We start from the raw sequence: 24,119 nt of genomic DNA on the forward strand, positions 1-24,119 counted from the left end.
CAAACGTCTATGTGATGCCTTAGGTTCCGCCGCGCTAGACCGCCGGCACGTCCCAGACTTCGCCCGGCCGCAAGGCGCGAAAACGTTGCCGCGGCAGGCCGGCAGCATCGAGCGCTTCGCCGAGCTTTCTGGGCGGCTCGTCGATCGGCTCGTTGGTGAGCCGGAACGTGCCCCAGTGACAGCCGGCTGCATAGGCGGCGTTGCACAAAAGCATGCCTTGCACCGCCTCCTCCGGATCCTGGTGATGTGGCGCCATGAACCAGCGCGGCTCGTAGGCGCCGATCGGCAGGATGGCGAGGCGGAAGCCGCCGTGCTTTTGCGCCATCAGCCGGTAATTGATGCCACCGTGGAAGCCGGTATCGCCGGCGAAATAGATCTTTGCGTCGGGCGTCTCGACGACGAAACCCGCCCACAGCGCCATGCGCCGGTCGCGAGTACCGCGGGCCGACCAGTGGTGCACCGGCTCGACATGGACGGCGACGCCATCGCCGATATCGACCCGGTCGCCCCAGTCATGCGCGGAAAGCCTCATACGGGGCACGGCAGCGCCGATGATCGTGTCGTTGCCGAGCGGCGTCAGCAGCAGCGGGTCGTGTCTTGTCGTCAGGCGCTTCAGCGTGGCGAGGTCGAGATGGTCGTAATGGTTGTGGCTGACCAGCACGAGGTCGATCGGCGGCAAATGCGAAAACGCGATGCCCGGCGGATTGACGCGTTTCGGACCGGCGAAGGAGAGCGGCGAGACGCGTCGCGACCAGACTGGGTCGGTCAGGATGTTCAGGCCGGCTGTCTGGACGAGCAGCGAGGAATGACCGACCATGGTGAGGCGCAGCGCAGAACCATCGATGCGCTCGACCGGTCTTGCCGGTGGAAACGGGCTCGGATCCGCCGCCGGCCATTTCGAGCGCTCGCGGCTCAATTGCCATTTCAACAGATCGGCAAAGCGACCCGGCGGCCGTCCGTCGGGATTGAAGAACAAGGTGCCGTCGAAATGATCGCTGGGCGGCCCGCTGTAATAGCGGTTGGCGGCTCTCTTTCTCGCGGCCAAGAAATCGGCTCCCTGCAGTTTGCTGATCGCCAAGAGATAATGCCGGCGCCGGCCCGCACAAGCATTTGAGGTGAACGCCAGGGATTTGGCGCCAGCGCGCCGTATCGAATCAACCGGAGGTGTCGGCCAAACGGCCAAGGCGTAACGCAATTTCAGACAATGTGCATTTTGCGACAAATTTGCAACATTACCGGCGCAAACCGTATTTTAACCATATCGGGTTGAAATTTCGCCACCTTCTCCATCTTGGTGAGGGGGACATTGCGCGGACGGCACCCCCAGCCCGATCCGACGGAGGTTGAAGAATGAAATTTTCGAAAACCGGCCTGCTGGCCGTATCGCTGGCCGCGCTCGTTGCGAGCGGCTGTTCAACCTCACGGTTCACATCGATGGACGAGCAGCAGCCGGCGCCGCTGGAAGCTGCGCCCGCCGGCAAGGTGACCGCAAACCAGCTGCCGCCGCCGGCGACACCCGGCCCGGCCGATCCGTCGAAATTTCCTACCGCGCCGCAGAACACCCAGGTCGCCTCGCTGCCGCCGGACGGGACGGCGCCTGCCGGTGCGGCCGACCTTACCGCGTCCAGCGTCGCCGGCGTGTGGAAGGCAAGCGTGTCCGGCCAGAGCTGTCAGGTGGCGACGCCGCAGACCAAATTCGGTTCGGGCTACCGCGCCGGACCGCTGCATTGCCCGGCGCCGCTCGATGGCATCAAATCGTGGAACGTCGCCGGCAAACAGCTGACGCTCTTTGACGAGAATGGCGGCACGCTGGCACGGCTCTATTCTTCGGGCGGCGAGAAATTCGACGGCCAGACTTCCAACGGCCTGCCGATCTCGCTTACAAGGTAAGAGAACGGCCCCCATTGTTACGCAATTCCGGACGGAAAACCGTTACACACTTTTCCTGGAATTGCCTCTTTTGTTTTTACGCAATTCCGGACAGAAAACCGCTGCACACTTTTCTTGGAATTGCTCCGGAACGACGTGACCAATGCATCTGCGTGACGGCCTCCAGACCCATGCGACCGTCAAGCAGCGCTGTGACCATCTGGTCGAGACGGGCGCCATCGGGCGCGATCCGGCGCAGGAGCGGATCGCCGCTGCGCTCGACCGGCTGATCGAAGAGATATCGGCAAAGCGGCTGGCGCAGAAATCAAGCGCGCTGGGGTGGTTGTTCGCCCGCAAGCGCGAGGTGCACGAGGCGGTCAAGGGCCTTTATATCCATGGCGGCGTCGGCCGCGGCAAGACCATGCTGATGGACATGTTTTTCGAGCTGCTGCCGGTGCGGCGCAAGCGCCGGGTGCATTTCAACGACTTCATGGCCGACGTGCAGGACCGCATCCAGAAGCACCGACAGGCTCGCAAGAACGGCACGGCCAAGGAGGACGATCCGATCCCGCCGGTGGCGCGCGCGCTGGCCGAGGAAGCCTGGGTGCTATGCTTCGACGAGTTCTCCGTCACCGACATCGCCGATGCGATGATCCTGTCAAGGTTGTTTTCGGCGTTGTTTGCCAATGGCGTGGTGCTGGTTGCCACTTCCAATGTTGCGCCGCAGGATCTCTACCGCGACGGCCTGAACCGTCAGTTGTTTTTGCCGTTTGTCGCTATCCTGGAGCGCCACGCGCAGGTGCTGGCGCTTGACGCCGACAAGGATTACCGCCTCGACAAGCTCAGCCGCATGCCGGTCTACGTCACCCCGGCCGATGCCGCCGCCGACCATGCGCTCGACGACGCGTGGGCGGTGATGACACATGGCAGGCCGACGGCCGAGACGATGCTGACGGTGAAGGGCCGGCACGTCATGGTGCCGCGGGCTGCAGGGGAGGCTGCGCGGTTTTCCTTCGCCGATCTCTGCGAGAGGCCGCTCGGCGCCCGCGACTATCTTGCCATTGCCGCCCGCTTCTCGACCATCTTCATCGACCATGTGCCGGTGCTCGGCGAAGGCAAGCGCAACGAAGCCAAGCGCTTCATCCTGCTGGTCGATACGCTCTACGATCATCATGTACGGCTGGTGATGAGCGCCGCGGCACCGCCGGCGCAGCTCTATACGGCCAAGCGCGGCAACGAAGTCTTCGAGTTCGAGCGCACCGCATCGCGGCTGATCGAGATGCAGAGCCACGACTGGCTGGAGGACTGGGCGAAGAGGCAGAGGGCGCAGGGATCATCGACGGAGGCACGGCAGGCACAGGCGTGAGGGATAGTACCGAAGGGGGCGCTGCCGCCGGCGCCTATAATCGATAAACATACATGACGAACCCCTCCGCCGGCCCATGCGGCTCTTTTCGCGACTCGTAAAGTGCGCGAGCAGCAACATTGTCCGGCTCGGTGCCGACCCACGCCTCCTCACAATGCTCGCGACCGAGTGCGAACATGGCGCCGAGCATCCTCGTCGCAATGCCCTGGCGTTGAAAGGCCGGCGCCACGCCGACCTCGTCTACGTAGAGTTCGCTCACCTTGTCCGGGTGGCGGTGGATGACGGCTGCGCATTGGCCAACGACGATGCCGTCGGCGAGGGCCACGACCATGAAATGACCGGGCTCCGCGAGATAGGCGGAGAGCCGATCCGGCCTGACCGGCTCGTCGAAGACTTCGTCGGCAACCCGCATCACAAGGGCGTCATCGCCAGGAAACAGCCTTCTGATTTCCAGTGCCATTGTGTAGAATTCCTCTAGTCGGCTTCAGAATTTTGACGTTTACGTAAGTCCCATTGTTTCTAACCGATTGAAATTACTCACTCCAAAATAATCGTTTGAATTTTTGTGCGGCCGGGGCTATTGCGTGCGGCGAATTTCGCGGTTCCGCAGCATTCCGGCCTCTTCCTCCGACGCCGTCATCAAATCGTCAAGGATTTGGGCGCCGTCATAGTCAAAGGGAAAACATCCTGACATGGCACGCAACAAGATAGCGCTCATCGGCTCGGGCATGATCGGCGGCACCCTCGCCCACATGGTCGGCCTCAAGGATCTCGGCGACGTCGTGCTGTTCGATATCGCCGAAGGCATCCCCCAAGGCAAGGGACTGGACATCGCGCAGTCGTCGCCGGTCGATGGGTTCGACTCGAGGCTGACCGGCGTCAACGACTATGCCGGCATCGAGGGCGCCGATGTCTGCATCGTCACCGCCGGCGTGCCGCGTAAGCCCGGCATGAGCCGCGACGATCTTCTAGGCATCAATCTGAAGGTGATGGAGCAGGTCGGCGCCGGCCTCAAGAAATACGCGCCGAAAGCCTTCGTCATCTGCATCACCAATCCGCTCGACGCCATGGTCTGGGCGCTGCAGAAGTTTTCCGGCCTGCCCAAGAGCCATGTCGTCGGCATGGCCGGCGTGCTCGACAGTTCGCGCTTTCGTTATTTCCTGGCCGAGGAATTCAAGGTCTCGGTCGAGGACGTCACCGCCTTCGTGCTCGGCGGCCATGGCGATTCCATGGTGCCGATGATCCGCTATTCGACGGTTGCCGGCATCCCGCTGCCCGACCTCATCAAGATGGGCTGGACCTCGAAAGAGCGGCTCGACCAGATCGTGCAGCGCACCCGCGACGGCGGCGCCGAGATCGTCGGCCTGCTCAAGACCGGCTCTGCCTTTTATGCGCCGGCCGCCTCGGCCATCGCCATGGCCGAAGCCTATCTCAAGGACAAGAAGCGGGTGCTGCCCTGTGCGGCGTACCTCTCCGGCCAATATGGCGTCAAGAACACCTATGTCGGCGTTCCCGTGGTAATCGGCGCCGGCGGCGTCGAGCGGATCATCGAGATCGAGCTCGCGAAGAGCGAGCAGAAGATGTTCGACAATTCGGTCGCGGCGGTGCAGGGCCTGTGCGACGCCTGCGTCAAGATCGCTCCGCATCTCGCGGCCAAGTAAGCCGGTAACCAAGCCCGCCAAGCAAGCTGGAGACATAGCGCATGAACATCCATGAGTATCAGGGCAAGGCGCTGCTGAAAGGCTTTGGCGCACCCGTGGCCGAGGGCGTGCCGGTGTTCAAGGCGAGCGAGGCGGAAGCTGCCGCCAAGGCGCTGCCCGGCCCACTCTATGTGGTCAAGAGCCAGATCCATGCCGGCGGCCGCGGCAAGGGCAAGTTTAGGGAGCTCGGGCCCGATGCCAAGGGCGGCGTCAGGCTGGCGAAGTCGGTGGCCGAGGTCGTCGCCAACGCCGAGGAGATGCTCGGCCATACGCTGGTCACCAAGCAGACCGGCCCGGCCGGCAAGCAGGTCAACCGGCTCTACGTCGAGGACGGCGCCGACATCGACCGCGAGCTCTATCTGTCGATCCTGGTCGACCGCTCGGTCGGGCGCGTCGCCTTCGTCGTCTCGACCGAGGGCGGCATGGACATCGAGGCGGTCGCCCACGACACGCCGGAAAAGATCATTACCGTCGCCATCGACCCGGAAAAGGGCGTGACGGCCGACGATGTGAAGAAACTCAACGCGGCGCTGAAGCTCGACGGCGACGCCGCCAGGGATGGCGCGACCCTGTTTCCGATCCTCTACAAGGCGTTTGTCGAGAAGGACATGAGCCTGCTCGAGGTCAACCCTTTGATCGTCATGAAGAACGGCCGGCTGCGCGTGCTCGACGCCAAAGTGTCGTTCGACAACAATGCGCTGTTCCGCCACCCCGACGTGCTCGAATTGCGCGACACCACCGAAGAGGACGAGAAGGAGATCGAGGCGTCGAAATACGACCTCGCCTATGTCGCGCTCGACGGCAATATCGGCTGCATGGTCAACGGCGCCGGCCTTGCCATGGCAACGATGGACATCATCAAGCTCTATGGCGCCGAGCCGGCCAACTTCCTCGATGTCGGCGGCGGCGCGTCGAAAGAAAAGGTGACGGCGGCGTTCAAGATCATCACCAAGGATCCGGCGGTCAAAGGCATCCTGATCAACATCTTCGGCGGCATCATGAAGTGCGACATCATCGCCGAGGGCGTCATCGCCGCGGTCAAGGAGGTCGGCCTGCAAGTGCCGCTGGTGGTGCGGCTGGAAGGCACCAATGCCGAGCTCGGCAAGAAGATCATCAACGACAGCGGGCTGAACGTGGTGTCGGCCGATGACCTCGATGACGCAGCCAAGAAGATTGTCGCGGCTGTGAAGGGCTGAGCATTTGGAAAACGCTCCGTTTGCCCATCCAATATGGTCAATATTTATGATTGCCATGGGTATCGGCGGACTGTGGGCCTTTCCCGAGCGGAGAAAGATGTCGGAAAAGATGCGCCGCCACACCTCGTTCAGAATTGTTCTTCCAAGATCGCTTGACCTTGGGGTGCATCTTGGCGTGAGCGTCATGCTCTTCTTGGTGGGCCTCCTGTTGCTGTTTCGGATTATCCAGTGAGAACAGAGCGAGTCAGAGGTCGATAGGCGATGCCTCCGCACAAGATAAACCTCGTCGAGGCGGCGGATCAGAAGATCAAGAAGGTCTTCGATCCGCATATCGCCGGCGACGTGAACGACAGCCAGGTCAAGATCGCCAAGTTCGGCGATGTCTTCGACTGGCACGCGCATGACAATGAAGACGAAGCATTCCTGGTGCTGCGCGGCCGCATCGCCATCGATTTCCGCGACGGCACGGTTGAGCTTGGCAGCGGCGAGTTCATCGTTGTGCCGCGCGCCGTCGAGCACCGTCCGCGCTCACTGAGCGAGGAGCCTGTCGTGCTGATGTTCGAGCCGGCGACGACGCTCAACACCGGCAACGCTAAGAGCGACCTCACCGTCGCCGATCTCAAGCGGCTCTGACCATGAACGCTGCGCCCTTCTCCTCACTCTCGGCCGATCACCAGCGCCTGCGGGCGCTGGTCGGAGCGTGGCGCGGCGAGGAAGAGGTGTCGGCCACGAAATGGGCCGATGGCGGAACAGCGAGTTCGGAAATACTGGCAGAGGCACAGTTCGGCGGCCTGTTCGTAGTGCAGCGCTATCGCCAGCGCCGCGACGGCACGGTTTCGTTCGGCGCGTACAGCGTGTTCGGCTTCGACCAGCAAAACAAAATCGTCACCATGCACCAGTTCGATTCGATGGGTTTCGTGCCGATGTCGCCGGCCAAAGGCAGCTGGAACGGCACGGAGCTGGCTCTGGAGCGGTCGTCGCAGCGCGGCTCCGCGCGTGTGACTTATATTTTCGACAATGCCGATGCCTTCCGCATGCGACTGCATTTCAAACCTGCCGGCGGCGATGGCTGGCAAGACATGGTGAGCGGCGTCTATCGGCGCGTCTCGCCTTCCTCGATCAACGGTTTTTAGAAAAGGGCTCCGATGTCCATTCTCGTCGACAAGAACACCAAGGTGCTGGTGCAGGGCCTGACCGGCAAGACCGGCACGTTCCATACCGAACAGGCGCTCGCCTATCACGGCACAAAGATGGTCGGCGGCATCCACCCCAAGAAGGGCGGCGAAACCTGGACCGGCGCCAAAGGCGAGGCGCTTCCGATCTTCGCCACCGTAGCCGAAGGCAAGGCCAGGACCGGCGCCAACGCTTCGGTCGTCTACGTGCCGCCGGCGGGTGCTGCCGAAGCGATCCTGGAAGCGATCGAGGCCGAGATCCCGCTGATCGTCTGCATCACCGAGGGCATACCGGTGATGGACATGATCAAGGTCAAGGCGAGGCTCGACCGTTCGACGTCGCGGCTGATCGGGCCGAACTGCCCCGGCGTGCTGACCCCCGACGAATGCAAGATAGGCATCATGCCCGGCAGCATCTTCCGCAAGGGCTCGGTCGGCGTTGTTTCCCGCTCGGGAACGCTTACCTATGAGGCGGTGTTCCAGACCACGAATGTCGGCCTCGGCCAGACCACCGCTGTCGGCATCGGCGGCGACCCGGTCAAAGGCACGGAGTTCATCGATGTGCTGGAGATGTTCCTCGCCGACGACGAGACCAAGTCGATCATCATGATCGGTGAAATCGGCGGTTCGGCCGAGGAAGACGCCGCGCAATTCCTCAAGGACGAGGCAAAGCGCGGCCGCAGCAAGCCGATGGCCGGCTTCATCGCCGGGCGCACCGCACCGGCGGGCCGCACTATGGGCCATGCGGGCGCGGTCATCTCCGGCGGCAAGGGCGGCGCGGAAGACAAGATCGCGGCGATGGAATCGGCCGGCATCAAGGTTTCGCCATCGCCGGCCCGGCTCGGCACGACGCTGGTCGAGGCGATCAAGGGTTAGGGGAGTAAGGGAGTACGGGAATAGGGGAGTAGGGAACAAGACGAGGGCATTGCCCTACTCCCTTACTCCCCTATTCCCTTACTCCCCTCCAACAAAGGAGACGAAGCAAAGGCTTCGACAGTGACATGGCAAGACAAGATCAGGCCAACGACCAGTTTTCGCTTACCTCTTTCCTCTATGGCGGCAATGCCGATTATATCGACGCGCTCTATGCCGCCTATGAGGACGATCCCGCGTCGGTCGATCCCGAATGGCAGGACTTCTTCGCGGCGCTGAAGGATGACGCCGGCGACGTGCGCAGGAACGCCAAGGGCGCCTCTTGGGCCAAGCCCTCCTGGCCGATGCAGGCCAATGGCGAGCTGGTCTCGGCGCTGGACGGCAATTGGGGCCTGGTCGAAAAGCACATCGAAAAGAAGGTCAAGGACAGGGCGGTCGGCAACGGCGCAGCGCTTTCCGACGCCGACGTGCATCAGGCGACGCGCGATTCCGTCCGCGCCATCATGATGATCCGCGCCTTCCGCATGCGCGGCCATTTGCACGCCAATCTCGATCCGCTGGGCATTGCCAAGCCGCTCGAGGATTATAACGAGCTGTCGCCGGAGAATTACGGCTTCACCGAAGCCGATTACGACCGGCCGATCTTCCTCGACAATGTGCTCGGGCTGGAATTCGGCACCATCCGGCAGATGCTCGATATCCTGACCCGGACCTATTGCTCGACGCTCGGCGTCGAATTCATGCATATTTCCGATCCCGAGGAGAAGGCCTGGATCCAGGCGCGCATCGAGGGCACCGACAAGGAGATCTCCTTCACCGCCGCCGGCAAGAAGGCGATCCTGCAGAAGCTTGTCGAGGCGGAAGGCTTCGAGCAATTCATCGATGTCAAGTACAAGGGCACCAAGCGCTTCGGCCTCGATGGCGGCGAGTCGCTGATCCCGGCGCTGGAGCAGATCATCAAGCGCGGCGGCCAGCTCGGCATGAAGGAGATCGTGCTCGGCATGGCGCATCGCGGCCGGCTGAACGTGCTGTCGCAGGTGATGGCCAAGCCGCACCGCGCCATTTTCCATGAGTTCAAGGGCGGCTCGGCTGCGCCCGACGAGGTCGAGGGCTCGGGCGATGTGAAGTACCATCTCGGTGCCTCGTCGGATCGCGAGTTCGACGGCAACAAGGTGCATCTGTCGCTGACCGCCAATCCCTCGCATCTGGAAATCGTCGACCCGGTGGTGATGGGCAAGGCGCGCGCCAAGCAGGACTATCTGTTCGGCCGCAGCCGCGAGGAGATCGTGCCGCTGGAAGAGCGCGCCAAGGTGCTGCCGCTGCTGTTGCATGGCGACGCCGCCTTTGCCGGTCAGGGCGTGATTGCCGAAATCCTCGGCCTGTCGGGCCTGCGCGGCCACCGCGTCGCCGGCACGCTGCATTTCATCATCAACAACCAGATCGGCTTCACCACCAACCCGCGCTTCTCGCGCTCGTCGCCCTATCCGTCCGACGTGGCCAAGATGATCGAGGCGCCGATCTTCCACGTCAATGGCGACGATCCGGAAGCCGTGGTCCATGCCACCAAGGTGGCGATCGAATTCCGCATGAAGTTCCACAAGCCTGTCGTGGTGGACATGTTCTGCTACCGCCGCTTCGGCCACAATGAGGGCGACGAGCCCGCCTTCACCCAACCGATCATGTATCGCAAGATCCGCAACCAGAAGACGACGGTGCAGATCTATGCCGACCGGCTGATTTCCGAAGGCCACATCACCCAGGCCGAGTTCGAAAAGATGAAGGCCGATTGGCGGGCGCATCTCGAGCAGGAATTCGAGGTGGGCCAGCATTACAAGCCGAACAAGGCGGACTGGCTGGACGGCGCGTGGTCCGGCCTGCGCTCGGCCGACAACCAGGACGAACAGCGGCGCGGCAAGACCGCCGTGCCGGTCAAGATGCTGAAGGAGATCGGCAAGAAACTGACCGAGGTGCCGAAGGATTTCGAGGCGCACAGGACGATCATCCGCTTCCTCGACAACCGCCGCCAGGCGATCGAGTCCGGCGAAGGCATCGACTGGTCGACGGCCGAGGCGCTGGCCTTCGGCGCCATCCTGCTCGACGGCAATCCGATCCGGCTGTCCGGACAGGATTCGGAGCGCGGCACCTTCTCGCAGCGCCATTCCGTGCTCTACGACCAGCGCGACGAGACACGCTACATTCCGCTCAACAATCTGTCGGCGGCGCAGGCCGGCTTCGAGGTCATCAACTCGATGCTGTCGGAAGAGGCCGTGCTCGGCTTTGAATATGGCTACTCGCTGGCCGAGCCGAAGGCGCTGACGCTGTGGGAAGCGCAGTTCGGCGACTTCGCCAACGGCGCCCAGGTGGTGTTCGACCAGTTCATCTCGTCGGGCGAGCGCAAATGGCTCAGAATGTCGGGCCTCGTCTGCCTGCTGCCGCATGGCTATGAAGGCCAGGGGCCGGAGCACTCGTCGGCCCGGCTCGAGCGCTTCCTGCAGCTTTGCGCCGAAGACAATATGCAGGTCGCCAACGTCACGACGCCGGCCAATTACTTCCACATCTTGCGCCGGCAATTGAAGCGGGACTTCCGTAAGCCGCTGATCCTGATGACGCCGAAGTCGCTGCTGCGCCACAAGCGGGCGGTATCGACGCTGCCGGAAATGTCGGGCGAAAGCGCCTTTCACCGGCTGTTGTGGGACGATGCCCAGCTGCTGTCAGGCCAGGCCATCAAGCTCACCAAGGATTCGAAAATCCGCCGTGTCGTGCTCTGTTCGGGCAAGGTCTATTACGACCTCTACGAAGAGCGCGAGAAGCGCGGCATCAACGACATCTATTTGCTGCGCGTCGAGCAGCTCTATCCGTTCCCGGCCAAGGCGCTGATCACCGAACTGTCGCGCTTTCGCAATGCCGAGATGGTGTGGTGCCAGGAGGAGCCCAAGAACATGGGCGCATGGTCGTTCATCGACCCGTATCTCGAATGGGTGCTGGCGCATATCGACGCCAAGCATCAGCGGGTGCGCTATACAGGCCGGCCAGCCGCCGCCTCGCCGGCGACCGGATTGATGTCGAAGCATCTCGCCCAGCTTGCCGCCTTGCTCGACGACGCGCTTGGTGAATAGAACAGAACCGAAAGAAACGGACAGGCACAATGGCAACCGAAATCCGCGTCCCGACACTTGGTGAATCCGTCACCGAGGCGACCATCGGCAAATGGTTCAAGAAGGTCGGCGACGCGATCGCCGCCGATGAGCCGCTGGTTGAGCTCGAAACCGACAAGGTGACGGTGGAAGTGCCGGCCGCCGCCGCGGGCACGCTCGCCGAGATCGCCGTCAAGGAAGGCGAGACGGTCGGCGTCGGCGCACTGCTCGGCACGATTTCGGCGGGCGCCGGCGCGGCAGCCAATGCCGCCGCCGCTCCGGCGGACAAACAGGATGCGGTATCGCAGGCTTCGGCTCCCACCGCAGCCTCGAGCGTCAAGCAGGCCGCTGCCGAGACGGCCAAGATCGCCGGCGACGCCGGCGCGATCGAGACGCGCACAATGCCGCCGGCGCCGTCGGCGGCAAAGCTGCTGGCCGAGCACAATCTCGCGGTCGACCAGGTGTCGGGCTCGGGCAAGCGCGGCCAGGTGCTGAAAGGCGACGTGCTCGACCTTATCGCCAGGGGCGCGCCGTCGCAGCCGGCCGAAATGCCGAAGGCAGCGCCTGTACCGGCACCCGTTGCCGCGCGCGCGCCGTCCCCGGCCGACGATGCGTCGCGCGAGGAGCGCGTGCGCATGACCAAGCTGCGCCAGACGATCGCGCGCCGCCTCAAGGAAGCGCAATCGACCGCCGCCATGCTGACCACCTTCAACGAGGTCGACATGAGCGCGGTGATGGCGCTGAGGGGCAAATACAAGGACGTGTTCGAGAAGAAGCACGGCGTGAAGCTCGGCTTCATGGGCTTCTTCACCAAGGCCGTCACCCATGCGCTGAAGGAGATCCCGTCGGTCAATGCCGAGATCGACGGCACCGACATCATCTTCAAGAACTACGCTCATATCGGCGTTGCCGTCGGTACAGAGAAAGGCCTTGTCGTGCCGGTTGTGCGCAATGCCGACCAGATGTCCATCGCCGAAATCGAGAAGGACATCGGCAGGCTGGGGCTTGCGGCGCGCGACGGCAAGCTCTCCGTCGCCGATATGCAAGGCGGCACGTTCACGATTTCCAACGGTGGCGTTTACGGGTCGCTGATGTCGACGCCGATCCTCAATGCGCCGCAGTCGGGCATTTTGGGCATGCACAAGATCCAGGAGCGGCCGGTGGTGGTCGGCGGCCAGATCGTGATCCGGCCGATGATGTATCTGGCGCTGTCCTACGACCACCGCATCGTCGACGGCAAGGAAGCGGTGACTTTCCTGGTCCGGGTCAAGGAAAGCCTGGAGGATCCCGAGCGGCTGGTGCTCGACCTCTAGGGGGCTCCGGTGGCTGAGCCGATCGACCCGATAGATCTGTTCGAACTATTGTCGACAGGCCGTGCTGGCCCAATCGAGCTCGGCAAGAGCGACCGCGAGACGGTTCGCAGCTTGATAGATCCGGAGGATCTGCGGGCGGACAATCATTATCGCCACGGGGACGCCGGATCGGCGTGGTGCATCTATGGTGCCAATTGCGAGTTCTTCTTCAGTCCCGATTTTCGTCTGAGGTCGATTAGTGTCGAGCCTGTCTTCGGAAGACTGGAATCGGGTGGAACGATGGCGACTTGGTACGGCCATCTTAACGTCGATGTGGGCCGGCATCCCGTGACTTTTGCAGGCACAAAACCGATTGCCATACATACCTTGCCCAAGGCACTGCAGTTCCTGAACAAGAGCGAGTTCAAGTGGGCAATCGGCGGCGGTCGTGAGCGCGACGTCTATATTGAGCTGGCGGAGAGTTCTCGCATCTTGACCCTCAAATACGAGGTGAACGCGGTTCCGGTCGACAGGAATGAAAACGTAGCGTTTGAGATAGACTATTTTCTTTCGACGGTCTTCATCCTCGATCAAGCTGTTCAAGGCGGATAGCAGTGACGATCCGTTCTTTCTTGTCCGAAAGCCTGTCGACCGCATCGATAGCGGTCGGCGCGGCGATGATCCCGGCGGTCGCGCACGCCGCCTGCCCGCTCGAGCTCGCCGTCTATGGCGATCCTGAAAACGCCGCCGAGATCGATTTCAGGCCGACCGGCGAGTCGGCCGCCGTCACCAACAGCTTCAAGATGGTGCTCGACAAGGGCGTCGTGCTCGACGGCATCGTCATGTGGACCGAGAGCGCGGCGCGGCCGCATGGCTCGCTGATGTACAAATGCCCGGCCGGCGACGTCACCGGCGACGAGCTCGCCGCCTGCACCGTGTGGGAGGGCGTCATCTACACTGCCGACGACCAGGGCAATATCGCGTTGCTGCCGGGCGAAGGAAAGGATGCGCCGAAGAAGCTGATCCTGCCCGATCTGGGAGCGTCGTTGCAGATGTCGGCGGCCTACGGCGCCAACGGCTTTTCCAAGGTGCCCTGGGACGTCTTTGCCCTGAAAGGATGTCAGGAATGAGCGCGAGCGGAAAGATCCTGCTGGTGACCGGCGGCAGCCGCGGCATCGGCGCCGCTACATGCAGGCTTGCCGCCAGGGCCGGCTATCGTATTGCGGTCAATTACATGTCGAATGCAAAAGCCGCCGAAACGGTGGTCGCCGACATCGAGGCTGCTGGCGGAGAAGCCTTTGCGGTCAAGGGCGATGTCGGCAGCGAGACGGACGTGTTGGCCATGTTCGAGGCTGTCGATGCCCGTTTCGGTCGGCTCGACGCGCTCGTCAACAATGCCGGCGTGGTCGACCAGAGCGCGCGCGTCGACGAGCTGAGCGCTGCGAGGCTGGAGCGCATGATGCGCATCAATGTGATCGCGCCGATGCTTTGCGCCCGCGAGGCGGTGAAGCGGATGTCGACCAGGCATGGCGGCAAGGGCGGTGCCATCGCCAATGTTTCTTCGATCGCGGCAAGGCTTGGCGGGCCGGGTCAATATGTCGACTACGCCGCCTCCAAGGGCGCGGTCGATTCCTTCACCGTCGGGCTTGCCCGCGAAGTGGCCGGCGAAGGCATTCGTGTCAACGCGGTCAGCCCGGGCATCATCGACACCGAAATTCATGCCTCCGGCGGTCAGCCGGATCGGGCCGAGAGAATGCGCAAGGTGGTGCCTATGCAGCGCGTCGGCACCGCCGAGGAAGTCGCAGCCGCAATTCTCTGGCTGCTGTCGGACGAGGCGTCCTACACAACCGGCGCCAATCTGGAAATCGGCGGCGGCCGCTAAAGCAAAAGGGGACAGTATCATGGCCTATGACGTCGTTATCATCGGATCGGGACCAGGCGGCTATGTCTGCGCCGTCAAGGCGGCGCAGCTCGGTCTGAAGACGGCGGTGGTCGAAAAGAACCCGACCTTCGGCGGCACCTGCCTCAACATCGGCTGCATCCCGTCAAAGGCGCTGCTGCATGCGTCCGAGATGTTTGCCGAGGCCGGCCATTCCTTCGAGGCGCTCGGCGTCGAGATCGGCGCGCCCAAGCTCAACCTTGGGAAGATGATGGCACACAAGGATGCGACGGTGACGGCCAACGTCAATGGCGTCGCCTTCCTGTTCAAGAAGAACAAGATCGACAGTTTTCGTGGCACCGGCAAGGTGGTTGCGGCCGGCAAGGTGTCGGTGACCTCCGATGACGGCAAGGTCGAGGAGATCGAGACCAAGAACATCGTCATCGCCACCGGCTCCGACGTCGCCGGCATTCCCGGCGTCGAGGTCGATTTCGATGAGAAGGTGATCGTCTCGTCGACCGGCGCGCTGTCGCTGGACAAGGTGCCGGGCCATCTGGTGGTGGTCGGCGGTGGTGTCATCGGTCTGGAGCTCGGCTCGGTATGGGCGCGGCTCGGCGCCAAGGTCACCGTGGTCGAGTTCCTCGATACCATCCTGGGCGGCATGGATGGCGAGGTCTCCAAGCAGTTCCAGCGCCTGCTGTCGAAGCAGGGCTTTGAATTCAGGCTGGGCGCCAAGGTGACCGGCGTCGCCAAGGCCAAGAAGGGGGCGACGGTTACCTTCGAGCCGGTCAAGGGCGGTGCGGCCGAGACGATCGAGGCGGACGCGGTGCTGATTGCGACGGGACGACGGGCCTATTCGGACGCTCTCGGGCTGAAGGAGGCCGGCGTCGACGTCGACGAGCGCGGCCGGGTCAAGACCGACGGCCATCTCAGGACCAACGTGCCCGGCATCTACGCCATCGGCGATGTCATCGCCGGGCCGATGCTTGCCCACAAGGCCGAAGACGAGGGCGTGGCGGTGGCCGAGACCATCGCCGGCCAGGCCGGTCATGTGAACTATGACGTGATTCCGAGCGTCGTCTACACCACGCCGGAAATCGCCACGATCGGCAAGACCGAAGAAGAATTGAAGAAGGCCGGCATCGACTACAAGGCCGGAAAATTCCCGTTCAGCGCCAATGGCCGCGCGCGCGCCATGCTGCACACCGACGGCTTTGTGAAAATCCTGGCCGACAAGGCCAGCGACCGTGTACTCGGCGTCCACATCGTCGGCTTCGGCGCCGGCGAGATGATCCACGAGGCGGCCGTGCTGATGGAATTTGGCGGCTCGTCGGAAGACCTAGCCCGCACCTGTCACGCCCATCCGACAATGTCGGAAGCGGTAAAGGAGGCGGCATTGGCGACGTTCTTCAAGCCGATCCATATCTGAGCGGTTGAATCGCAGGCGACGGTGGCGATTGGCGAAATAGCCAATCTCCCCCAAGTGGCCCCAAGTGGGGAGATGTCCGGCAGGACAGAGAGGGGCGCGAAGGATCACCACAGACGGCTTCCATTCTCAACCGCAGATGGATTCCAGGGTCTCCGCGATGTCGCTTCGCTCCTGCTCCGCGCTGGATGACGAAGATGAAGTTGGCCCATGGCTAATCGCAGCTCAGAGCATCGACGGCTGCTCCCCAAAAAAACGGCCCGCCTTTCAGCGGACCGTTCATATATTAAATCAGCAGTCTGATTACTGAGCCGGTGCCGGCGCTGGTGCTGGTGCCGGGGCTGGCGCAGGGGCCGGAGCCGGAGCCGGTGTTGCCGGGGCCGGAGCCGGAGCGGGTGTTGCCGGAGCTGGCGCAGGAGCCGGTTCGGCTGGTTTCATCGGCTCGGCCGGCGCTGGGGCCGGAGCTGGTGTGCTGGCTGCGGGCGGTTCGGCAGGCGCAGGTGCCTCGCTACGTCTTCCAAAAACATAATAGGCGACAATTGCCAGGATAACGACGACCAGGGCAATCAGCCAGCCGCTGCCGCCGCCGCTTGGCCGTGCGGAGCCCGGCGAGGTGAATGGGTCGTTCGGATTGGGTGTGTTCGCCATAAAAGTGTCCTCCGTGGATGAAAAACATCAAGTAATAGCCATCAACGTACAATCGTTGAATCGGTTTCACATTAGGCGTTGAAAACGCCGAAAACAGGGCAATTCTGATCCGGAATCGCTCGCAGGCATGCATTTCCACCGCAAAATGGGTTCGATCGAGCCAAACCGAACCTTTTTCGGTTTCTTGGTACGAAGCGCGGCTGGTCCGCCGTCGCGCCACGCGTAAGGGCTGGTCCCGCCTCGGCAATGATTCGGTGCGCAACTCCGCCGTGTCGTTCAGTTGACGGCGGTCACCGTATAGCCGGTCTTGCGGAAACCCTCGACCAAGCCTTGCGCTCCGGGAAGGTGCATGGCGCCGACCGCCATGAAGACATTGCCGTGGGCGAGGATCGGCGCTGCACGATCGACCATCACCTTGTTGCGGCTGGTGATCATGGTCTGCTCGAATTCGGCGTAACCCGATTGGTCGTCTACCTGTTCGGGGACGATAGCCCGAAACAGCGGTACATACATGCCAGTGTCGCCACGCCGGTAAAGCACGATCATGGTTTCGTTGACGTCGTTCACCTTGTCGCCAAGCTTCAGCGTATCGACCAGTCCCTTCAGGTGAAAGGCGATCGGCAGCGAAGCCATGGCGCGCAGCTGGTCGGCGATTGTCTCCAGCCCCTCGACCGATTTGCCCGAAGCCTCGGCGTCCTTGGCAAGCTTGACGTCGAGCACTGGCGCACCGCCAGCCTGGCGGGCGACTTCGCATGCAGGTAGCGCCACCATCGCCGACAGCAACCAAGGTTTCATCTTGGCGACGGTCGCTGGCGGGATGCCACGCGCATCGAGCGCCTTGTTGACCACCGCCGCATCCTCCGGCGACAGCAGCGACGAAAGCGTCGTCTTGTCGGTGAACATCATCAGATCCGGCTCTTTCAGCATTGCTGCCATCATCTTCTGCTTGTCGAGCACTTCGGTGGTCTCGATGATGACGGTGCCAGCCGCATCGAATGCCTTCTGTGCGGCGGGTGGCAGCGTGGTGACGCGCGGGTCGGTAACGTGCATGGTGCCGAACAGGAAGGACGGTTTTTCGCCCGATTTTTCGAGCTTCCACAGCAGGCCCTTGCCGTTCGGCGTCGCTGCCGCCTCCGCCTCGATCTTGCGGTAGGCAGCCGGGTCGTCCTTTTGCAGCGCGCTCAGCATATCGCTACCGGTGCAGGCCGAAGTCTCGGCGCGTGCCTTGCCCGCCGCGAGCAGCGCGACGATGAGGAAAGAGAGGAAAAACAGGGCGTTCAGCGCGACGAGCAGCTTCAGCGACACATGGGTCGCGCGGTCGGCGATGGCGATGAGGCGTTTCATGCTGCGGTTCTAGGCGCAAAAAGCGGCAAAACGGTTAACCGGCGCATCAAAATTGTTGCGAGATGGCCACCGACACATGCATCGATCACGCACGAGGATGAGCTGCTTCGTAAATCTCGAGCAGCCTGGCGGTGTCGACGCCGGTGTATATCTGGGTTGTCGACAGGCTGGCGTGGCCGAGCAACTCCTGGATGGTGCGCAGGTCGCCGCCGCGCCCTAGCAGATGCGTGGCGAAGGAATGGCGCAGCGCATGCGGCGTCGCCGTGTCGGGCAGGTTGAGCGCCGAGCGCAGCTTGGCCATGTCGCGCTGGACGATCGCCGGGTTGAGCGGGCCGCCGCGGGCACCGCGAAACAGCAGGCCCTTGGGATCGAGATACCAGGGGCAGAGGCGGCGGTATTCAGCAATCGCCCGCAGCGCCACCGGCAGAACCGGCACCAGCCGGGTCTTGCCACCCTTGCCGGTGACGCGCAGCACGGTATCACCAGGCGAGGACAGATCGGCGCTCGACAGGCCGAGCGCCTCGGAAATGCGCAGGCCCGAACCGTAAAGCAATGTCAGCACGGCAGCGTTGCGGGCGGCGATCCACGGCTCCTCCGCCACCTGGCCTTCCACCGAGACGACGTGTTTTGCATCGCTTGCCGTCAGCGGCTTGGGCAGTGATTTCGGCTGCCGCGGCGCCCGCAAGGCCGCCGCACCCGCCGCATTGGCGAGGCCGCGCCGTTCCAGGAAACGCAGCAGCGAGCGGATGCCGGCCAGCCCCCGCCCGAGCGTACGCGGGCCGGCGCCTCCGGCACGGCGAGCAGCGAGAAAGCCGCGCAGATCGGCGGGGCGCAGATCGGCGATGTCGGAAATGCCGGGCGAGCCGCCGCAATGGCCGGTGAGGAAATGCAGGAACTGGCGCGTGTCGCGCTCATAGGCCTCGACGGTTTCGGGCGACAGCCGGCGTTCTCGCGCCAGCATCTTCAGCCAGGCCTCGCGCGCCGCCTGAAGGTCGGGTTTTGCCGGGATGAGGAATTCCTGCATTGCGCTCTTCCAATTCCCTACCATCTTCCGGCACTCGGGTTAGGAAGCGGTGAAGAGCGGCGTCATTGAAATGACGACGGGCTGGGGTTAGAGCAAGGCAAAGGATTTTCCGCAGATGAGCAAGCCGCAAAACCCCGTCCAGATGGCCGTGATCGGTGCCGCGCATGGCATCAAGGGCGAGTTGCGCGTCAAGAGCTTTACCGGCGATCCGCTGGCGCTGGCCGATTACGGTCCGCTCTATGCCAGGGACGGCCGCGCCTTCCAGATCGTCGACATCAGGCCCGCCAACACCGTGGTGGTGGTGCGCTTCAAAGGCATCAGCGATCGTAATGCCGCCGAGGCGCTCGCCGGCACCGAATTGTTCGTCGACCGTTCGGTGTTGCCGGACGAGGGCGAAGAGAACGAATTCTATCATGCCGACCTCGTCGGGCTGGAGGTCAGGGATGACACGGGTGCCGCCATCGGCGAGGTCGTCGCCGTGCACAATTTCGGCGGCGGCGACATTCTCGACGTGACGCTGGCGGGGCGCAAAGGCGTGCTTATTCCGTTTACGCAGGCCGCCGTTCCGGAAGTGTCGATCGCCAGTGGCTTTGTCCGCGTCGATCCGGCCGCGGCAGGGCTGGTCGAGGACGACGACGGAGCGTCTGCCGACCGCGACAGCTTCGACCCCAAGGGCAGGCCGCGCGGGCCGAAGGACGCCGGAGGCAACCGGTGAGCTTTTCCGCTTCGGTGCTGACGCTCTATCCCGAGATGTTTCCCGGCGTGCTTGGGCTGTCGCTGGCCGGACGCGCGCTGGAGACCGGCATCTGGTCGCTCGAAGCAATCCAGATCCGCGACTTCGCCAGCGATCGCCATCGTACCGTCGACGACACGCCGGCCGGCGGCGGCGCCGGCATGGTGATGCGGGCGGACGTGCTGGCCAGCGCCATCGACCATGCCTCGCCGCCGGGCGATCGGCGTCCAAAACTGCTAATGAGTCCGCGTGGAAAACCGCTGACACAGGCGCGAGTGCGCGAGCTCGCCGCTGGGCCGGGTGCGGTGATCGTCTGCGGTCGCTTCGAAGGCGTCGACCAGCGGGTCATCGAAGCGCGGGGGCTCGAAGAAGTGTCGATCGGCGACTTCATCCTGTCCGGCGGCGAGCCGGCAGCACTTGTGCTGCTCGATGCGGTGGTGCGGCTGTTGCCCGGCGTCATGGGCAATGCGGAATCGGGCGAGGAAGAGAGCTTTGAAAACGGCCTGCTCGAACATCCGCATTACACACGGCCGCAGGAATTCGAGGGGCGGCCGATCCCCGAAGTGCTGATTTCGGGCAATCACAGGAAGATCGCGGCGTGGCGGCGGGCCGAAGCGGAGAGGCTGACGAAGGAGCGACGCCCGGATCTGTCAGCCGCTCAGCCCTTATCGAAATAGTAGAAAGCCAGGAACAGGCCGACGGCGATGACGAAGCCGCGCACCGCGTTCTGCGGCACGCGCCTGGCGATCCAGACGCCGGCATAGCCACCCAGCGCGCCACCCGGGATCATGATGATCGCCTGCAGCCAGGCAATGACGCCGCCCGAGACGAAGACGAGGATGGCAACCGCAGCAATGACCACGGCCAGCATGTTCTTCAATGCGTTCAGCCGGTGATAGTCGCCGGACTGGGTGAGACCGAGCGTCGCCAGCATCATGACGCCCATGCCGGCGCCGAAGAAGCCGCCATAGACGGCGGTGGCGAACTGCGCCAGCGACCCGACCAGCGAACCTACCGCGGCCTCATGCTCCGGCTTGGGCGCCGGCTTCAGCCATGGCCCGGCAGCGAACAATGCGGTTGCCGCCAGCAGCAGCCACGGCACCAAGGCGCGGAACGACGGGTTGTCGAGCCCTAGAAGGATGAGCGCGCCAGACAGCGCACCGAGAGCCGAAATGAGGCTGAGCAGCAGTGCGCCACGCCAGAAATGCTTGATGTCGTGCCAATAGGCGAGCGTCGAGGTGATGTAGCCAGGAAATTGCGTCACCGACGATGTCGCATTGGCGACGATCGGCGGCAGGCCGGCCAGGGTCATGGCGCCAAAGGTTATGAACGTGCCGCCGCCGGCAACGGCATTGACCGCGCCTGATAGAAAGCCGGCGAGAAAGAGCAGGACCGCGTCCAAGATTGGCATGAGGGTGTCGTCGCTGGAGGAAAATGCTTATCTTCCGGCTTAGGAAGCTTGACGCGCGGGCGCAACCCCCTGGACCACAAGCGATCACGGGATTGCCACAGCGGCCTCAGCCAAAAAGAAACAGCGCCAAAAAAGAAACAGCGAAGGCGTGACAAAGCGCCGAAATAGCTGTATGTGCGCGCCGAACCGGAAGAAAATATGCCAAGAGCGATCTTCTGGCCCGTCAACAATGACGGTGTAGTCGCCCCTGCCCGATGTTCTCGAACAGAAGTTCTCGAACGAAGGGCATAGCCGAGCGGTCGATGCGACTGCAAGGCGAGTGTCGGACGCTCTGACTGTCGGAAGAACAAGAAGTGGATTATTGAGATGGACATCCTCCGTCAGCTCGAGGCCGAGCAGGCCGCCAAGATCGAAGCCAAGCGCAAGCTCCCCGAATTCCAGCCCGGCGATACCGTGCGCGTCCAGGTCCGTGTGACCGAAGGCACCCGCACCCGCGTCCAGGCCTATGAGGGCGTCGTCATCGCCCGCGCCGGCGCCGGCTTCCAGGAAAACTTCACCGTCCGCAAGATCTCCTACGGCGAAGGCGTGGAGCGGGTGTTCCCGGTCTATTCACCGATGGTCGAAGGCGTCGAGATCGTGCGCCGCGGCAAGGTGCGTCGCGCCAAGCTGTACTATTTGCGTGACCGTCGCGGCAAATCGGCCCGCATTTCGGAAAACACCGGCGTGCGCGCCCGCAAGCTGAACGACGAAGAGCGCGATGCGCTGAACGCCGAGAAGGCGCGCATCGAGGCCGAGAAAGTGGCCGCCGCCCAGGCGCTGGCCGCCGAGAAGGCCGCGCAGGACGCCGCCGAGAAGAAGGCCGCCGACGAGGCCGCCAAGGCCGCGGAAGCAGCTGCCGCCGAATAAGGCTCTTCAAGAACTTATTTTCGGAAAGGCGGCTTCGGCCGCCTTTTTGTTTCGCGAGGCGGATTCTATTTTGCCGGGCTGCATCGGCCGCAATCGATACGGATCGTTCCGTAATGCCGCCGATGAAAGCATTGAAATCCATTTTCGTGCCGAACGCCGCATCGGAGCGGCTTGCAAGGCGCCGGCGGAAAGCTAAAGTCGGCGCCGGATTTCCTGCATGCCTCGGCCGATCGAGGCGGTTCAGTTCCTGGGGAGCATCGTCATGATCAATTCGAAACTGCTGCTGGCCGGCCTGCTGGCTTGCCTTCTCGTGCCTGTCGCGGCTCTGGCGCAGGCGCTGCCCGACCTCGGCGGCAAGAAAGTGGTGGTGGTGACCGAAAACGCCTATCCGCCGCTGCAGTTCATCGATGCCAAGACCGGCAAGCAGATCGGTTGGGAATATGACGCGATGAACGAGATCGCCAAACGGCTGAATTTCAAGGTCGAATACCAGAATACCTCCTGGGACGCGATGATCCAGGCGGTTTCCGACAATCAGTACAACATCGGCATGACCGGCATCACCATCAAGGACGACCGCAAGCAGAAGGTCGATTTCTCCGATCCGTATATGCGCTCGGAACAGTTCATGCTGGTGCGCGGCGACGAGAAGCGCTTCACCGATGCAAAGACGTTCGCCGCCTTCAAGGACGGGCTGATCGGCGCGCAGGCCGGCACCACGCCCTTCTACACCGCCGTCTACAGCGTGCTCGACGGCAACGAGCAGAACCCGCGCATCAAGCTGTTCGAGACATTCGGCGCGACGGTGCAGGCGCTGAAGGCCGGCGACGTCGACGTCGTGCTCACCGACGGCACTGCCGGCAAGGGCTATGTCGATGCGTCCAATGGCGGCCTTAAGCTGATCGGCGGCCCACTCGGCACCGAGGATTTCGGCTTCATCTTCCCCAAGGGCTCCGACCTGGTGAAGCCGGTCAACGCGGCAATCGCTGCGCTCAAGGCCGACGGTACGCTCGACGCGCTCAACAAGAAGTGGTTCCTTGATTACAAGATGGGGCAGTAGGCCCGCTTGTTGCGCGCATTTCATGACGATTGTGCGCGGGAACTCGCGCTGACTCTGCGCTCGTACACCCCCCTCTGTCCTGCCGGACATCTCCCCCTCAAGGGGGGAGATCGGCTTTCGCATCGGCTTTCGCCAATTTTCAGTGTTGCAGAACGGGCCGCGAGGTCAAAGCTGCCGATCTCCCCCCTTGAGGGGGAGATGGCCGGCAGGCCAGAGGGGGGTGTGACAGAACGCTGCCTTCGTGACTCTGTTATCGGTACCGCTTGATGCCGTCGGCGCCTCTCGCCTCAGCCAAATCCGACTTCCCGTGGTGGCTTGCCGTGGCCGTGGCGATCGCCTTGGCCGCCGCCATCTTCATCGCTGCCAGCGACGTCTATGCCCAGGTCTTCGCAACCGTCGCCAAGGGCATCGGCGTCACCATCTTCGTCACGGTGGTCGCCTTCGCGCTGGCTTGCGCGATCGGCCTCGGCGTCGCGCTGATGGGCCTGTCGGGCTCACGCTGGCTCAGCCAGATCGCCCGCTTGTACGTCGAGATCATCCGCGGCGTGCCGATGCTGGTGCTGTTGTTCTGGATCGCCTTTGCCGGCGCGCCGGCCTTCGTCGCGGCATGGAACGCGCTGACGGCGCCGCTGCAAAGCGCCGGCCTCTTCGGTGAGCTGCTGGTACGCGACGTGTCGTTGCTTTGGCGCGCCGTCATGGCGCTGACCATCGGCTATTCCGCCTTCATTTCGGAGGTGTTCCGCGCCGGCATCCAGGCGGTCGAGAAGGGGCAGATCGAGGCGGCCAAGGCGCTCGGGCTGACGCGCACCCAGCGCTTCCGGCTGGTCATCTTTCCGCAGGCGATCCGCACCATCCTGCCGCCGCTCGGCAATGATTTCGTCGCCATGGTCAAGGATTCCTCGCTGGTCTCGGTGCTCGGCGTCGCCGACATCACCCAGATGGGCAAGATCTACGCCGCCGGCTCGTTCCGCTTCTTCGAAACCTATTCGATCGTCGCCTATATCTATCTCATCCTGACCGTCGGCCTGTCGTTGGCCTTGCGGGCGCTGGAGAAGCGGCTGCGCCACCAGCATGGGGAATAGAAGG

At 63.3% G+C, this 24,119-nt stretch carries 23 protein-coding genes; 18 read left to right on the plus strand and 5 right to left on the minus strand.

What is annotated here, in order from left to right:
- Positions 1-34: 34 nt before the first annotated feature.
- Entirely contained in the window at positions 35-1,045 is a 1,011-nt protein-coding gene (locus tag NKH04_RS14230; RefSeq protein ID WP_352832366.1) for an MBL fold metallo-hydrolase, read from the minus strand.
- Positions 1,046-1,350: 305 nt separating this feature from the next.
- Between NKH04_RS14230 and NKH04_RS14235 the strand changes: the two genes are divergently transcribed.
- The gene (locus tag NKH04_RS14235) at positions 1,351-1,890 is read left to right on the plus strand and encodes a protease inhibitor Inh/omp19 family protein (RefSeq protein WP_352450179.1); all 540 of its coding nucleotides are present in this window, start codon (positions 1,351-1,353) and stop codon (positions 1,888-1,890) included.
- Positions 1,891-2,032: 142 nt separating this feature from the next.
- Entirely contained in the window at positions 2,033-3,235 is a 1,203-nt protein-coding gene (gene zapE / locus NKH04_RS14240) for a cell division protein ZapE (protein ID WP_352832368.1), read from the plus strand.
- A gap of 34 nt (positions 3,236-3,269) precedes the next feature.
- Here the strand turns inward: zapE and NKH04_RS14245 are convergent, their stop codons facing one another.
- Positions 3,270-3,695, minus strand: coding sequence for a GNAT family N-acetyltransferase (locus tag NKH04_RS14245; RefSeq protein WP_352832371.1), 426 nt, complete (start codon positions 3,693-3,695; stop codon positions 3,270-3,272).
- Between the two features lie 232 nt (positions 3,696-3,927).
- Between NKH04_RS14245 and mdh the strand changes: the two genes are divergently transcribed.
- The 11 genes from mdh (at position 3,928) to lpdA (ending at position 15,910) form a co-directional block, all read left to right on the plus strand.
- On the plus strand, positions 3,928-4,896 hold the full coding sequence (mdh, locus tag NKH04_RS14250; RefSeq protein WP_352456335.1) for a malate dehydrogenase: 969 nt from the start codon (positions 3,928-3,930) through the stop codon (positions 4,894-4,896).
- Between the two features lie 41 nt (positions 4,897-4,937).
- The gene (sucC, locus tag NKH04_RS14255; protein ID WP_352832374.1) at positions 4,938-6,131 is read left to right on the plus strand and encodes an ADP-forming succinate--CoA ligase subunit beta; all 1,194 of its coding nucleotides are present in this window, start codon (positions 4,938-4,940) and stop codon (positions 6,129-6,131) included.
- Between the two features lie 261 nt (positions 6,132-6,392).
- The gene (locus NKH04_RS14260) at positions 6,393-6,764 is read left to right on the plus strand and encodes a cupin domain-containing protein (RefSeq protein ID WP_352540826.1); all 372 of its coding nucleotides are present in this window, start codon (positions 6,393-6,395) and stop codon (positions 6,762-6,764) included.
- Between the two features lie 2 nt (positions 6,765-6,766).
- Positions 6,767-7,264, plus strand: coding sequence for a DUF1579 family protein (locus NKH04_RS14265; RefSeq protein ID WP_352832376.1), 498 nt, complete (start codon positions 6,767-6,769; stop codon positions 7,262-7,264).
- 12 nt (positions 7,265-7,276) lie between these two features.
- Positions 7,277-8,179 carry a succinate--CoA ligase subunit alpha gene (gene sucD / locus NKH04_RS14270; RefSeq protein WP_352832377.1) on the plus strand — a complete coding sequence of 301 codons (903 nt, stop codon included), beginning with the start codon at positions 7,277-7,279 and terminating at the stop codon, positions 8,177-8,179.
- Between the two features lie 125 nt (positions 8,180-8,304).
- Complete coding sequence (locus tag NKH04_RS14275) at positions 8,305-11,292, plus strand: 2-oxoglutarate dehydrogenase E1 component (protein ID WP_352615459.1); 2,988 nt, start codon at positions 8,305-8,307, stop codon at positions 11,290-11,292.
- 29 nt (positions 11,293-11,321) lie between these two features.
- Entirely contained in the window at positions 11,322-12,623 is a 1,302-nt protein-coding gene (gene odhB / locus NKH04_RS14280) for a 2-oxoglutarate dehydrogenase complex dihydrolipoyllysine-residue succinyltransferase (RefSeq protein ID WP_352470805.1), read from the plus strand.
- Positions 12,624-12,632: 9 nt separating this feature from the next.
- Positions 12,633-13,214 (plus strand): hypothetical protein, encoded by a 582-nt coding sequence (locus NKH04_RS14285; protein WP_352832380.1) that lies wholly within the window; start codon positions 12,633-12,635, stop codon positions 13,212-13,214.
- 65 nt (positions 13,215-13,279) lie between these two features.
- Positions 13,280-13,732, plus strand: a complete 453-nt coding sequence (locus NKH04_RS14290; protein ID WP_352832430.1) for a hypothetical protein — start codon at positions 13,280-13,282, stop codon at positions 13,730-13,732.
- The gene (locus NKH04_RS14295; RefSeq protein WP_352470803.1) at positions 13,729-14,484 is read left to right on the plus strand and encodes an SDR family oxidoreductase; all 756 of its coding nucleotides are present in this window, start codon (positions 13,729-13,731) and stop codon (positions 14,482-14,484) included. The genes NKH04_RS14290 and NKH04_RS14295 overlap by 4 nt, the downstream gene beginning before the upstream one ends.
- A 19-nt stretch (positions 14,485-14,503) precedes the next feature.
- Positions 14,504-15,910, plus strand: coding sequence for a dihydrolipoyl dehydrogenase (gene lpdA / locus NKH04_RS14300; protein ID WP_352850294.1), 1,407 nt, complete (start codon positions 14,504-14,506; stop codon positions 15,908-15,910).
- A 921-nt stretch (positions 15,911-16,831) separates the two neighbouring features.
- On the opposite strand, the gene NKH04_RS14305 is transcribed toward lpdA, so the two are convergent.
- Positions 16,832-17,899, minus strand: coding sequence for a TraB/GumN family protein (locus tag NKH04_RS14305; protein WP_352832385.1), 1,068 nt, complete (start codon positions 17,897-17,899; stop codon positions 16,832-16,834).
- A gap of 85 nt (positions 17,900-17,984) precedes the next feature.
- On the minus strand, positions 17,985-18,923 hold the full coding sequence (locus NKH04_RS14310) for a tyrosine recombinase XerC (RefSeq protein WP_352540833.1): 939 nt from the start codon (positions 18,921-18,923) through the stop codon (positions 17,985-17,987).
- 115 nt (positions 18,924-19,038) lie between these two features.
- On the opposite strand from NKH04_RS14310, the gene rimM reads away from it, so the two are divergent.
- A complete protein-coding gene (gene rimM / locus NKH04_RS14315; RefSeq protein ID WP_352540834.1) occupies positions 19,039-19,638 on the plus strand; it encodes a ribosome maturation factor RimM in 600 nt (199 codons plus the stop codon).
- Positions 19,635-20,333, plus strand: coding sequence for a tRNA (guanosine(37)-N1)-methyltransferase TrmD (trmD, locus tag NKH04_RS14320; protein ID WP_352540835.1), 699 nt, complete (start codon positions 19,635-19,637; stop codon positions 20,331-20,333). The genes rimM and trmD overlap by 4 nt, the downstream gene beginning before the upstream one ends.
- Here the strand turns inward: trmD and NKH04_RS14325 are convergent.
- A complete protein-coding gene (locus NKH04_RS14325; RefSeq protein ID WP_023679781.1) occupies positions 20,315-21,067 on the minus strand; it encodes a sulfite exporter TauE/SafE family protein in 753 nt (250 codons plus the stop codon). The two genes, trmD and NKH04_RS14325, sit on opposite strands and share 19 nt — an antisense overlap.
- 366 nt (positions 21,068-21,433) lie before the next feature.
- On the opposite strand from NKH04_RS14325, the gene rplS reads away from it, so the two are divergent.
- From rplS to NKH04_RS14340, 3 genes are all read left to right on the plus strand, one after another.
- A complete protein-coding gene (rplS, locus tag NKH04_RS14330) occupies positions 21,434-21,973 on the plus strand; it encodes a 50S ribosomal protein L19 (RefSeq protein ID WP_254817835.1) in 540 nt (179 codons plus the stop codon).
- Between the two features lie 262 nt (positions 21,974-22,235).
- Entirely contained in the window at positions 22,236-23,033 is a 798-nt protein-coding gene (locus tag NKH04_RS14335; protein WP_031212709.1) for a transporter substrate-binding domain-containing protein, read from the plus strand.
- Between the two features lie 266 nt (positions 23,034-23,299).
- Positions 23,300-24,115 carry an amino acid ABC transporter permease gene (locus NKH04_RS14340; RefSeq protein ID WP_352540836.1) on the plus strand — a complete coding sequence of 272 codons (816 nt, stop codon included), beginning with the start codon at positions 23,300-23,302 and terminating at the stop codon, positions 24,113-24,115.
- The last annotated feature ends 4 nt before the right edge of the window (positions 24,116-24,119 follow it).

Origin of the sequence: Mesorhizobium sp. M1365 (assembly GCF_040317865.1) — a bacterium.
Classification (GTDB): domain Bacteria; phylum Pseudomonadota; class Alphaproteobacteria; order Rhizobiales; family Rhizobiaceae; genus Mesorhizobium.